We start from the raw sequence: 13393 nt of genomic DNA, 5'->3' as shown, positions 1-13393 counted from the left end.
ACATGACGGGCGGTCGATTGCGGCCGCGATTTCTCATTATTGCGGCACACTACGAAAAAATAAGCCACGGCAACGCAATCGCCGCCGAACTTCCCTGACCATCCCCGCTCGCGCAACCAGACCATTCGGAATTTGTCATAAATTCGCCAATTCGGACAGCATTTAGGGTGCTGCACGTGTCTTTTTGGCGGGATTTATAGCATAATAGACTAGTGAATATAACGAATAGGGGATACGCATGACTCCGAACGAGGAAGATTATCTAAAAATTATTATGGAGCTCGGCGGCGATGACCACACTGTCAGCAATAAAGAAATCGTCACGCACCTGAATGTCTCTGCGGCATCAGTGAGCGAGATGGTCACCAAAATGGTCAAGCAACGCTACGTGACCCATACACCCTACCAAGGTATTCAGCTCACCAAGACGGGTAACAAAATTGCGGCACGTCTGGTGCGTAACCACCGCCTCTGGGAAGTCTTTCTCATGAAGCAGCTGCTCTACCCGTATGATGCCCTGCACAAGGAGGCCGAGGCGCTTGAACACGCCACGACCGATGACCTAGCTAACCGGCTGGACTACCTGTTGCAACGGCCGCAGACCTGCCCGCACGGCGGGGTGATTCCGGACGCCAACGGGCATTACAAGAAGCAACATTTTGCCCAGATGTCGACGATGGTGGTCGGAGATAAGGCCGTTGTCGCGCGCGTCATTGATGAGGCAGCGCTGCTGGATTACTTGAGCGCCCTGGACCTCAAACTTGGTGATTTCGTCTACGTTTTGCAAGCAACGCCGACCTTGATGACGGTGCGCAACTCGCGGACCAAGAAAGTGCTGACCGTGCAGACAGCAAATGCGGAGAACGTGTTTGTTGACAAAATCGAGCACGCGGCCACAATTGATTAAGTAAAGTGGATTAAAGATTAGGAGTAGTCAATATGCCGAAGGAACAATGCAGTATTATTACGATTTTCGGTGGGTCGGGGGACCTTGCCCGCCGCAAGCTCTACCCATCCTTGTACCAACTCTTCCGCCGTGGTGTGCTTGGCGAACATTTTGCCGTGATTGGGACTGCGCGCCGGCCATGGACCAATGAATTCTACCGCGAGATTGTCGCCGGTAGTTTGGAAAATGAACCTAATACCAGCGCTGACGCTGTGCAACGTTTCGCGAGCCACTTCTACTACCAGAGTCATGATGTGACTGACGCGGATCATTACGTGACGCTCAAGAACCTCTCCAACAAGTTGGACGAGCAGTATGGGGCTGGCGGCAACCGCCTCTTTTACATGGCGATGGCACCGCGTTTCTTCGGCACGATTGCTAGTCATATTCGCAGCGAAAAGCTTCTGTCGCCAAGTGGCTACAACCGTCTGATTATTGAAAAGCCATTCGGTCGTGATTTTGCCAGTGCTAAGGAGCTGAACGACTCCATCGGTGCGGCCTTCAACGAAGACCAAATCTACCGTATTGACCACTACCTGGGTAAGGAAATGGTGCAGGGCCTGCTGGCGCTGCGCTTCACCAACCCGCTGCTGACGCCAATCTGGAACAAGGATTACATCAGCGACGTGCAGATCACCCTGTCCGAGAACGTCGGTGTTGAAGAACGCGCGGGCTACTACGAGACTGCGGGCGCCCTGCGCGATATGGTCCAGAACCACATCATGCAGCTGATTGCCTACGTGGCCATGCGGCAGCCGGATACCTTCACACCAGAAGCGGTGCACGCGGCTAAGAATGAACTCTTTGCCAACCTGCCAGTGCTCACGCCGGAACAAGCAAAACGCGATTGGGTGCGCGGCCAATACGTGGCCGCCGGCGATCAGCCTGCTTACCGCGAAGAAGACGGTGTGGCGAGTGACTCTCAAATTGAAACCTACGTGGCTGGCCGCATTATGCTCAGTGATTCGCGCTGGGCGGGTGTGCCGTTCTATGTGCGCACTGGGAAGCGGATGCCGCGTAAGGCAACCGAAATCAGCATCAACTTCAAGCCGCTTGAGCACAATATTTTTGACGCCGTGGGTTGCAATGAAGCACGTTCGAACCGTTTGACCGTGTTCGTTGAACCGGAGCAGGGTTACACCTTGACGCTCAATGGCAAGACGATGGGTAGTGAATACGCGCTGCGCCAGGATCCCTTGTCCTTCCGTTACCCGCAGGACAAGATTGATGAAGCCCCAGAAGCCTACGAACGTCTGATTCAGGACGCGCTCATGGGTGACCAGACCAACTTCACCCGCTGGCAGGAACAAGACGCCACCTGGAAGTACGTGGACGTCGTGCGCCAGGCTTGGGATGATGATGCCCCGCTGGCAACGTACGCAGCCGGTAGCCATGGTCCTGCTGAAGCGGACCAGTTGCTGGAACGCGACGGGTTCAAGTGGGCGGAAGAATTCGATTAAACACTAATTAAAAGCAAGCACCTGTTGGCAAAACCAGCGGGTGCTTTTTTAATGCCGAACTTCTGGCCATTCGTTGTCAAAAATTTAGTACTTAAATTGACATGTAACCGTTAACGCAGTATATTCATCTTGAAGGTTAGTTGCTCATGTAACTAACCAATTAAGTGCCAGAACGTGAAAAGGAGGTGCCACCGTGCAACTCGATGCAACAAGCTTGGTGCCCCTGTACCAGCAGATTAGTGATGAGCTGGTCACGGGCATCTTAACAGGAGAATATCCGGAGGCGAGTCAGGTGCCGTCGACCACGCAGCTGGCACGCGAGGAGCAGCTGAATCCGGCCACCGTGCTCAAGGGGATGAATCAGTTGGTCGACGCGGGACTATTGGAGAAACGCCGCGGCGTGGGGATGTTTGTCGCCACCGGAGCGGTCGCCGCGGTGAAGCGCCGGCGTCGTCAGGAGTTCATCACGGTGCAGTTGCAGCAACTGATTGCGGACGCAAGGGCACTGGACATTAGTGAAGAAGAGTTGGTTCAGGGTATCGAGGAGGGGTATGACAATGCGCGCGATTAAGCTAAGTCACCTGCGCAAGAGCTACGGCCACAAGCAGGTGCTGACGGATGTGAATCTGGAATTCGAGGCGGGTAAAATTTATGCGCTCCTCGGCCGCAACGGGGTTGGCAAGAGCACACTCCTCAAGATTATTGCCAACCAAATCTTGAAGTCTGGCGGTAGCGTGAGTCTGGACGGTGAGGAGCTGCAAGACAACGAGCGCCTGCTGAACGACGTGTACCTCATGGGTCCGCAGACCCTGTGGGCGCCTGACCGCAATGTGAAGTGGATTTTCAACATCACCAAGCAGTTCTACGGCGGTTTTGATGATGAATATGCCGCGCATCTGGTGAAGGTATTCAGACTCGACACCAAGAAGCGACTCGCCCAGCTATCAACTGGCTACAAAACGATTGCCAAGTTAATCGTCGCGCTTTGCGTGCCATCCGAGTTCGTCCTGCTTGATGAACCAGTGCTGGGGCTGGACGCGCCGAACCGGGAACTGTTCTACGATGAACTGCTTGCCACTTATGGCAAGCGGCCACGGACCTTCGTTATCGCGACGCACCTGATTGAGGAAATTGCGACCCTCGTGGAGGAAGTCACGGTGATTGCCGATGGGCAGGTGCTGCTCGCCGATACCGCCGAGCATATCGCCGCCAGTGCGCACACGATTACCGGTCCGGCGCAGAAGGTGGTCGAGTTCACCGCCGGCACCACACCACTGCAGACGCACCACCGCGGGGCGGTGACCACGATTAGCACGCTCGCCAACCTTGATGGCCGTGAGGTGCCTGCAGGCGTAACGGTGAAGACCTTGCCACTGCAACAACTGTTTATCGCGCTGACGGCCGGAGGACAGGACGATGAGTAAAGGGAGACGGTTTCTGTTAATCGGCCTTCGTCGACAAGGCCTAATCATGGCGGCTGTTTTACTGGTCGGCCTGCTGTACGCGCTGGTCATGAAGTGGCTACTGCACAGCAGTGTAGGTTACGAGTACATGTTGCTGACAATCAGCTGCGTCGTACCGGCAGTCGTCATGGCGCTCGTCATCGATGAGGGATTGCAGTTCGAAGTGACTCGGCGCGACCATTGGCGAATTTCCCTAGTGTTGGCGGGACTGCAGGGGTTACTCTTTGCCACCATCAATTTACTGGCAACTTTGGTGTTGCGTGCACTGCACGTCCAGCCATACGGAATGGTACTGTTTGTTTTTAATAACCAGCTTTGGCCAACTTTTGTGGGCGGACTCTTCGTCGGTAGTCTGTGCGGCCTGCTGGGCATCAGCGCCTGGTTTCTGTTGCAACGTAACATGAGCTGGGGTGTCACCGCCATTATTATGCTGGTCGTAATCTTGCCAATCATTATCTCAGTGCCCGGAATGGTGTTGGCCAGAGAATTCGCGCGGGTGAGTCTGCCGTTCTTACTTAGTTTTGTACTGCTCATGTTAGTTTTGAACGTGCTGGTGGCACTACTCAATCATCATTTGTTTAAGAGGTACGAGCCAATTGGTCGCATTGGAAAGCGGGCGTAAGCGATGAAACGCAAACTCTTGACGAAATTGATGCTGCGCGAAACCGTGCGGAGCTGCTGGAAAATTGCCCTGGGCATTCTGTTTTTCATGGGCGTGCTCTTTTATCTGAGTCGCGGCGACGCCGAAGTCAGTAATTACATGGCCGGCTGGGTTTTACTGCTCATTGCCTTTGGTTTTGAATTTGGCACGATGGTTGCGGCGGTTCGCTACATTCAACTGGGCTTGGCGAGTGGGGCCAACCGGCGCACAATCGTCTGGGCACTCGTGCGAGCGGAAACCATCATCACTCAGGTCACTGCGCTGATTTTGACTACTTACGAATGCGGACTGGCATTATTCCTGAATGTGCACACGGATCTGTTGCGTAGTGGTGGTCTGCATCTGTCTTGGGGGCCGCAATTATTTACCTTGGAGTGGCTGCTTTATTTTGTCGTCATCTCCTTAGTCTGGTTGCTGACCCTAGTGTGGTACGGACTAACGATGCGCTTGCAAAAGATGGTGCTGGCCGGTTTGGCGGGCGGAACCATGAGCCTGGTGATAATCGGCTTTCTTGGTAGTAATCCCCTGCATTGGTTGTTACCGCGAGTGGTTGGACAATCCACTGGGCGACTGGCTATCCTGCTCGGCGTAGGGCTTGCCATTTGTTTGCTGCTCGAATGGGCGGCGCAACGGGTCTGGCAGCATGTTGATTTGCAGCAGATGGTCGCAAAAGAATAGGAGGCAGCTAGATGAAGACGCTCACTCTAGCATGCGTTAACCTGCGTGATTTCAGTCGTTACGTGCTCTACACGTGGCTCGGACTGTTTATTTTTAGTGATGGCCTCACGTTCTTGTTTCGCCTGCTTCTGCCTAAGGATGCGGCGACCTTCGTGATTGACGGTACACTCATTTCGCCAGTCGCAATGATTCTAGGCATCTGTTTGGCCGCCCATATCCGGCGGTATGTTGACAACGGTTTTGCCGGCGGTGCAACCCGCACGCAGCAGTGGCAGGCGCTGATGGTCACGGTGCTGGTTGGCGGCCTGCTGGCGGAAATCGGGCTGGCGTTGTGGAGTGTGCAACTGCGTCTGGGGTTTATCAACGGGAACGGCATCGCACTGCTGCGCGACTTCGGTTACCGCGGACCGTGGAATTTTGGTGCTGTCGTCAGCAACGTGGTCTTTGAGTGGGCGTTTATCATGTTGGTGCTGAGCGTGGCGCTGTTGATTGGGGTCGCGGTATTGTACTTGCCGCGCGGCATTTGGGGCCGAATTAGCGCAGTGCTTGTGCTCTTGGCAGTGATTTTGTTTCCGCTACGGATCCTGTTGCAGCACATTGCACCCAGCACTTCATCCGCTGCCGTGATGACCCGCCGAATTATTAACGGATCGTTCACGGTGTACCAAGGAACAGCGGGCACACCATATTTGGGGACGGCACTCCTAGTAGTGACTGTCGCAATAACGCTGTTACTTAGTTGGCTATGCATGCGGCGGGCGATGGTACTGCGGTGAACCGGCTGCATTCTTGGCGGTTAACTTATGAGTATTTTGAGCATCGCCGTTTTGGCGATGCTTTTTTAGATATGTTGACAATTACGGACAATCTCTTCACACCCGCCTGCCAATATGCGAAAATGTAAGCGAAAGTATGTTCGCATTGCAAGTGACGCAGAAAGGAGGCCGGCCCATGGGTGAATTATTCCGGCTCAATATCCCGAATGACACTAGCCGGCGTATCGTGCACGTCGACATGGACGCCTTCTATGCGTCCATCGAGATGCGCGACCGACCGGAATACCGCAAAAAGGCGCTCGTTATCGCCCATGATCCGCGCAAAACAGGCGGGAAGGGCGTGGTGACGACCGCCAATTACGTGGCACGTCAGTATGGTGTGAACTCGGCAATGCCGGCACAGGAAGCGTTGCGGCTGATCCCCCGTGACCTGATTGTGTTCAAGGACCCGGATTTTGAAAAGTACCGCGCCGTGTCTGCGCAGATTCACGCGATTTTCCATCAGGTCACGGACGTCATTCAGCCGGTGGCGCTGGATGAAGCCTACCTGGATGTGACCAATAACAAGACCTTCAGCAATTCCATCAGCCTGGCCGTGTGGCTCCAGCGCACCATCGAGGCGGCGACACACCTTACTTGCGCCGTGGGTGTCTCTTACAACAAGTTCCTGGCCAAAATGGCATCGGAGTATAACAAGCCGGGTGGCCGCACAGTGGTCGCCCCACGTGATGCCCTCGAGTTCCTGGCACCGCAGTCCATCGCAGCGTTTCATGGGGTCGGCAAAAAGACGTTGCCAAAGCTCGAAGACATGGGTATCCATACCGGCGCGGACCTGTTGCAGTACGACCCGCAAGCCTTGCAGCGGCGCTTCGGCAAAATGGGCTTCGTGCTCGCCCAACACGCGCGCGGCATTGATAACCGGCCGGTGGAGGTGCGCGATGCCAAGTCAATTGGGAAGGAGCGTACCTACAACCCGCCGCTACAAAGCGATGCGGCGGTCAAAAGTGAACTGGAGCACCTCACCGAGATGGTGCTAACCAGCCTGCGCAAGAAGGAACGTCACGGTAAAACCATCGTCCTGAAGGCCCGCGATGTCGACTTCAACACTCAGACCAAACGGCTGAGCCGCGAGGAGTACTTCGACGATGCGGACGACATCATGGCGGCGGCCTGGCAACTTTGGGAACAGATGGGACGCCTGCAGCGACCGATGCGCTTGCTTGGCATTACCGCAACCGCGCTGGCACCGCAGACCTTTAGTAATGTAGATTTACCGCTGTGGGAGCGGCCCAAAGCAGACTAAGTGCATGAACAGGTGCCCAGTAGCACCTGTTTTTTAATTGGATACCTTTCCAAAATGATAGCCTGATGAATACAGTTAGCCAAACTGTTCCACTACCTGTTATAATCAGTTTAATAGTCACAAGGGAGGCCAGTCTGTGGTACAGAAAAGTGAACAGCTCTTGCATTACATCGAGTCGCTCGATATTGGCACCAAGATATCGGTGCGGCAGATGGCGATGCACCAACACGTCTCAGCAGGGACGGCTTACCGTGCCATTAAGACGGCTAAGGATCGGGGCCTGGTGGCCACGATTGACCGCGTGGGGACGGTGCGCACGGATCCGCGGCCGCAAACCACCGGTGCGCGACTGACTTTTGCCGACATTGTGCGGATTATCAGTGGGCACGTGCTCGGGGGCAACGCCGGGCTGGAGAAGCCGCTCGATAAGTTCGTGATCGGTGCGATGCGTAACAGTGCCATGGAACACTACATCAGCCGTAACTCGCTGCTGATTGTCGGGAATCGCGAAGAAGCGCAGATGCTCGCGCTGGGTAGCGGTGCCGCCGTCCTCATCACCGGGGGCTTTGACACCAGCAAGCGCGTGATTGATCAAGCCAACGCCGCCGCGCTGCCAATTATCACTAGTAGCTATGATACCTTCACCGTGGCGACGATGATTAACCGGGCGCTGTCTGACCAAGCCATTCGCCGGGACATTCTGACCGTGGCTAGTTTGTACACGCCGCTGGAGGAGGTCAGCTACCTGCAATTGCCAGCGACCATCGCTGACTACCGCAAGCTCGCAGCCGCCAGTGGTCATCGCGACCTGCCCGTGCTCAGTAGCGGCGGGCGCGTTGTCGGGGTTGCCGGTACGGCAACCGTCAGCGGCAAGCGCGACGCCAGCACGATTGAGCGGGGGATGGAACACCATCCCGCCGTGGTCAAAACGGTGGAGTCCGTGGCGACTGTCAACCACCTGATGCAGGCGCGCGATTTGCACCTGGTGCCAGTCGTCGACGATGCTGGGCAGCTGCTCGGCGTGCTCACACGCAAAATGGTGCTGGCCCAACTGCAAGATGTGCCGCTGCCAGAACGGGTGCCGAACACCATTCCCGATCAGCTCGAAGCGGCATTAACGCCGCAGCGCGAAGTGCCGGAACGCTACGCCGCCGCGTACGGCGTGGCGACGGCGCCGGTCATGACCAACAAGTTTGGGGCACTCAATGTCGGGGTGCTCAGCGGCGTGCTCATCAGCGCCGTCAACAAGTACCTCAGCACGCTGGGGCGCCAGAACGTGCTGGTTGATAAGCTCGATGTGAACTCGCTGCGCCCAATTCAGCTGAGCGCGCGCGTCGAGATTGGTCTGCGGGTGCTGGATATTAACCGGCGCTACGCAACTTTTGACATTGATATTAATGCGGACAAGCAAGTGGCAGCCAAAGCAGTGTTAACCTGCCAGCTGCTGGAGAGGAATTAACTATGGAAGTCACAGCACAAATTTTGCAGGCAATCGCGGAAAATGATACCATCATTATTCACCGTCACCAGCGGCCGGACCCTGACGCGTTCGGTTCGCAGGTCGGCCTGGCGGAGACCATCCGCAATTCCTACCCGGACAAGCAGGTTTACTGCGCCGGCGAGGGCTCACCGAGTCTCGCCTGGCTAGCCACGATGGATGACGTGCCGGCAGCGGCCTACAAGGACGCACTGGTGATTGTCACCGACACCGCGGATACCCCGCGCATTGACGGTGAGTTGTATAATCAGGGCAAAATGCTGATCAAAATCGACCACCATCCCGACAACGACGCATACGGCGACTTGCGCTGGGTGCTGCCGGAAGCCTCCAGCACCAGCGAGGTGCTGATTGACATCATCAACGGCAGCAATGGTCAACTCCAGATGAACGAGGCGGCCACGCGCTTGTTCTACGCCGGCATGGTCGGCGATACCGGCCGCTTTATGTACAACAACACCAGCGCGCACACCCTGCGCCTGGTTGCCCAGTTGTATGACGCCTTCGACTTCGGTCCGGACGTGGTCAACCAGAAGATGAACGAGGTCACGATGGGCCAGGCCAAGCTGCAGGCTTTTGCCATGAGCGAGTTGCAGGTCACGGCGCACGGCGCGGGTTACTACGTTATCCGTCAGGCCGACTTGCAACGCTTGGGCGTTGCCGCGGACCAGTACCAGGTTGCAGTGGGCACCGGCGGCCGCCTCGCCGAAGTGCGCGCGTGGGCAATGTTCACGGAGCAGCCGGAAGGCAATTTCCGCGTCAGCCTGCGCTCCAAGCAACAAGAGATTGAAAGCATCGCCAAGAACCACAACGGCGGTGGCCACGCACTGGCCAGTGGGGCCAAGGCGGCAGATGAATCTGAAATCAAACAGATTGTGAATGAACTAGATGCACTGCTCGCCAGTGCCGGAAAGTGAGAACATGGAAAACCAATTTAAACAATATGCGCTGCGCCCCGAACTGATTGACGCCTTGAACGCCAACCAGTTTGTGCAGCCCACCCCAATTCAGGAGCAGGTCATTCCCAAGGCCCTGCGCGGCAAGTCCATCATCGGCCAGTCGCAGACGGGCTCCGGGAAGACGCTTGCCTTCCTCTTGCCAATCCTCTCCAAAATTGACCTGCAGGAAGACACACTTCAGGCCGTCATCACGGCGCCAAGCCGGGAACTAGCAACTCAGATTTACCAGACTGCCAAGTTGTTCCAGGGCAGCCTGCCCGGTTTGCGTATCGGCCGCTTCGTTGGTGGGACTGACCGCCAGAAGCAGGAAAAGAAGCTGGAAGGCAAGCCTGTCCAGCTGGCAATCGGGACACCTGGGCGCATTCTCGACCTGATCAAGGCGGAAGCCCTCACGGGTTACACCGTGCAGACTTTTGTCGTTGATGAAGCCGACATGACGCTCGACATGGGCTTTCTCGATACGGTCGATAAGATTGCCAGCACCTTCCCAGCTGAATTGCAGATGGAAGTCTTCTCCGCAACGATTCCGCAGAGCCTGCAGCCGTTCCTGAAGAAGTACATGAGCAACCCGCTGGTGATTGAGCTCAAGCCGCAGTCCGTCATCGCGGATACGGTTGATAACTGGCTCATCGCCAAGAAGGGCGGCAACACCAACGAGCTGATCTACAAGCTCCTCACGGTCGGCCACCCGTACCTGGCGCTCATCTTCGCCAACACCAAGACCAGCGTTGATAAGATTCACGACTACCTGAAGAGCCAGGGCCTGAAGGTCGCCAAAATTCACGGGGGCATCGAACCTCGCGAACGCCGGCGCATCATGAAGAAGGTTGCGGCGCAGGAATACCAGTTCGTGGTCGCAACTGACCTGGCAGCGCGCGGGATTGACATCAAGGGTGTCTCCCACGTGATCAACGCCGAGATCCCAACGGACAATGAATTCTTCATCCACCGTGTCGGCCGGACTGGCCGCAATGGCATGAGCGGGACCGCTATTACGCTCTACGCCCCAGGTGAAGAAAACAAGATTGCCGAGCTGGAAAGCATGGGCATCCACTTCAAGCCGAAGACCATCAAGGGCGGCGAGATTGTGGACACGCACGACCGTAACCGGCGTGCCAACCGCGAGAAGAAGGCGGACAAGCTGTCCCAGACCATGTACGGGATGCTCAAGAAAGAGCAGAAGAAGCACATGCCTGGCTACAAGAAGAAGGTCAAGAAGGCCATCGCCAAGGAAGAATGGTTCAACCGCCGCGTTGAAAAGCGCGCTGAACTGCGCGCACGCAAGCGGAAGAATAAGTCTAAAGGGCTGAACAAGGCATAAGTTACTCAAAAAGAGCATTTGCAATGTTGCGAATGCTCTTTTGCGTGTGAAGCTAGTTTGGAAGCAAGTCATGAAGGAAGCTGCAAATTTTAGTCGCTGATTTTACAAAGTAGATGAATTTTACGTAAATGCAACACTTGAGAGTGTTCGCAACTCATAACTAGTGGGATAGTAAGGGTGATAAATGATGTCACAAGTGCGTTGTCTGGCTTGTTAGAGTTGTGCTTTGAGAATACTTAGGAGTGTTTGAGATGGAAGTCAACCTTGATCGTTGATTAATGGGTATCGAGATGAAAAAATGTCTGACCAGTTGGGTCAGACATTTTTTATTTGGACAAATTTTATCACAGGCCTGCTAGTTTATAGAGCGGTTAACCAACAATTGAAACACTAAGTCTGGTTTGCTGACTACCGCAGCACCTAGTAATTTGCGAGCGAGCATAATGCTTCTGGCTGCGGCCTGTTTAGATGTTGCAGAAGGTTCCATTGCGAAGTCAGCAAGCTTGATGCAAAGATTACGTGTGATGGCCATGAAGTAGACATCCACATCACTGGTAGTGGGTGTGAGTTTAATGCGGATGAAGTCTTCGCGCAGATAAGCAATTATGGTGCGATCATCTTCCTCGATGGCTTTGAGGAGCAAGTTTCGAGTACAGAAAATAAGTGAAGTAATGTACCCTGGCGCAATCTTATTCGCGCGGAAAAGGCTACTGATGCTTTGATAAATGGTGAATGAAGTTGACAACGGTATGCAAGTGGCAACGTGTGCGTATAGCTCGTAGTCATGATCAGTCCATTGCGCATGAGTACGTTCAAAATAGCGAACCACGGTCTTTTGGTTCTCTCGACTTAGCTGGTAATTACCATTGCGGCGACGCCTTATTTTGGCACGTAGCTCGATGGTATTGATGTTCGCCAACTGATTGCCGGTGGCGTTGGCACGCTGATTGTAGTTAGAAGCAACAGTTTCGGCCGCCGTGAATTGTCCTTGTACTAAAAGTTCACTAATCTGGTTGTGCGCTTCAAGAAAAGCCAAATGCTGGTTGGCATACATTAAGTTGTTAACGTCCTGTCGGGCAAGACCAACTTGATTCATCAGCTTACTAAACGTCGCGTTACTCAAGGTTTGTTGATTACTCTCGTATCTAGAAATACTGGAAATTGAGGTTACATGCTTCGCCACGTCCGTTAAAGTGAGGCGATGCTGGGCGCGCGTCAGCATGAATAATTCGCTCAGTGAGGTATTTTGTTCAGACATTCTGCTGTGTACCTCCTTCGAGCGAGAGCGTTACCCACCAGTGCAAACGATCATGTTGATGTTGCATCCCCAGTTCTGCAATGACGTTGAGAATCTCGGTTAGTTGCTTTATTTTTGATTCACGGTCAACTTGCTTATTGGCAACCAATTCGATGAGTTGAAGCTGTATTTGGCGTTCCGTATTGGTATGGAAAAGGAGCCGAGTTTCCTGTAGACGTTTGATTGTGAAATCAGGACTGCGTTTTGTTAACAGGCAATTTTGGGCATAGGCAATCGCGGCATCGAAAAAAGCCAGACGATATAAGTATGATGGATCCTTTAACCGACTGTTATTGATGTTGGCACACATACCCATAAAGATTCGCTTAGCATCCACTGGCTTTAAGAACCATTGACTATATTGAAAAAGTGTAAATTCCAACATTTGCCATGTCTGGGTCTCCTTGAAAAAATTAATGATCACACTTTGTTCTGCATCACTTAGTAAGTTCGTTTGGGGTGGTGTAAGTTCGCAAAGCGCAGCCATGCACCTGAACAAAAGCATGTAAACATGGTTGAGGGGAGATGGTACCGATTGGTTTTCCCGCTGATAGACCTTGATAAGGTCGTTCGCGCGTTGTGAATCATTCAAACCAATGCAGATTCGCAACGCATCACAGGTCCGTTGCCACAGCGGCGTTAAATCATTCGTTTGCACATGCAAATCAAAAAAGGACAGACCAACGCGCTCAAAAACATCTTGCAAAACGTCGACGGCCAACTCTGATTTGCCGGTTTCAAAGCGTGAGAGTGAAGATTTTGAGCCACTAAAGGCGTGTTCTAAACTAATATGGTGACTTTTACGCGCGTTGTGAATCAGCGTGCGCATTTCAATTTTGAAATCATCTGCCAATGTATTACCGCCTTGTGAACGTAATGAAATGCTTACTGTTAGTTTGTCATGCATTGAGACTAAGAACCACTGAAATGCAGAAAGAAGTGTGGTCATTTGTCGATTATATGCAAAAAAAGCCGAAATAATAGTGAATTGATGTTTTCTGACCAATTGTTACGGATTCGCAACGCGTATC

Annotated in this window: 13 protein-coding genes; 11 read left to right on the top strand and 2 right to left on the bottom strand. The window is 53.9% G+C overall.

The annotated features are described in order from the left end of the window. Positions 1-238: 238 nt before the first annotated feature. From EKM97_RS03060 to EKM97_RS03010, 11 genes are all read left to right on the top strand, one after another. Positions 239-907, top strand: coding sequence for a metal-dependent transcriptional regulator (locus tag EKM97_RS03060; RefSeq protein ID WP_125570812.1), 669 nt, complete (start codon positions 239-241; stop codon positions 905-907). A gap of 32 nt (positions 908-939) precedes the next feature. Then, entirely contained in the window at positions 940-2406 is a 1467-nt protein-coding gene (gene zwf, locus EKM97_RS03055) for a glucose-6-phosphate dehydrogenase (RefSeq protein ID WP_125570811.1), read from the top strand. Positions 2407-2599: 193 nt separating this feature from the next. Beyond that, entirely contained in the window at positions 2600-2977 is a 378-nt protein-coding gene (locus tag EKM97_RS03050; RefSeq protein ID WP_125570810.1) for a GntR family transcriptional regulator, read from the top strand. Beyond that, on the top strand, positions 2964-3830 hold the full coding sequence (locus tag EKM97_RS03045) for an ATP-binding cassette domain-containing protein (protein ID WP_164507413.1): 867 nt from the start codon (positions 2964-2966) through the stop codon (positions 3828-3830). The genes EKM97_RS03050 and EKM97_RS03045 overlap by 14 nt, the downstream gene beginning before the upstream one ends. Further along, the gene (locus tag EKM97_RS03040; protein ID WP_125570808.1) at positions 3823-4491 is read left to right on the top strand and encodes a hypothetical protein; all 669 of its coding nucleotides are present in this window, start codon (positions 3823-3825) and stop codon (positions 4489-4491) included. The genes EKM97_RS03045 and EKM97_RS03040 overlap by 8 nt, the downstream gene beginning before the upstream one ends. A gap of 3 nt (positions 4492-4494) precedes the next feature. Continuing rightward, on the top strand, positions 4495-5208 hold the full coding sequence (locus EKM97_RS03035) for a hypothetical protein (protein WP_125570807.1): 714 nt from the start codon (positions 4495-4497) through the stop codon (positions 5206-5208). 11 nt (positions 5209-5219) lie between these two features. Beyond that, a complete protein-coding gene (locus tag EKM97_RS03030; protein ID WP_125570806.1) occupies positions 5220-5984 on the top strand; it encodes a hypothetical protein in 765 nt (254 codons plus the stop codon). 175 nt (positions 5985-6159) lie between these two features. Further along, the gene (dinB, locus tag EKM97_RS03025; protein WP_125570805.1) at positions 6160-7287 is read left to right on the top strand and encodes a DNA polymerase IV; all 1128 of its coding nucleotides are present in this window, start codon (positions 6160-6162) and stop codon (positions 7285-7287) included. A 136-nt stretch (positions 7288-7423) separates the two neighbouring features. Further along, positions 7424-8746, top strand: a complete 1323-nt coding sequence (locus tag EKM97_RS03020) for a DRTGG domain-containing protein (protein ID WP_125570804.1) — start codon at positions 7424-7426, stop codon at positions 8744-8746. A gap of 2 nt (positions 8747-8748) precedes the next feature. Beyond that, entirely contained in the window at positions 8749-9702 is a 954-nt protein-coding gene (locus tag EKM97_RS03015) for a DHH family phosphoesterase (RefSeq protein ID WP_125570803.1), read from the top strand. A gap of 4 nt (positions 9703-9706) precedes the next feature. Then, positions 9707-11065, top strand: a complete 1359-nt coding sequence (locus EKM97_RS03010; RefSeq protein WP_125570802.1) for a DEAD/DEAH box helicase — start codon at positions 9707-9709, stop codon at positions 11063-11065. 355 nt (positions 11066-11420) lie between these two features. Here the strand turns inward: EKM97_RS03010 and EKM97_RS03005 are convergent, their stop codons facing one another. Further along, positions 11421-12323, bottom strand: coding sequence for a helix-turn-helix domain-containing protein (locus EKM97_RS03005; protein WP_125570801.1), 903 nt, complete (start codon positions 12321-12323; stop codon positions 11421-11423). Continuing rightward, a complete protein-coding gene (locus EKM97_RS03000) occupies positions 12316-13215 on the bottom strand; it encodes a hypothetical protein (RefSeq protein WP_125570800.1) in 900 nt (299 codons plus the stop codon). Before EKM97_RS03000 ends, EKM97_RS03005 begins: the two co-directional genes overlap by 8 nt. Between the last annotated feature and the right edge of the window lie 178 nt (positions 13216-13393).

The organism is Lacticaseibacillus songhuajiangensis, from assembly GCF_003946025.1.
GTDB classification, from domain to species: Bacteria; Bacillota; Bacilli; order Lactobacillales; family Lactobacillaceae; genus Lacticaseibacillus; species Lacticaseibacillus songhuajiangensis.
This window is presented reverse-complemented; position numbering and strand designations above follow the sequence as displayed.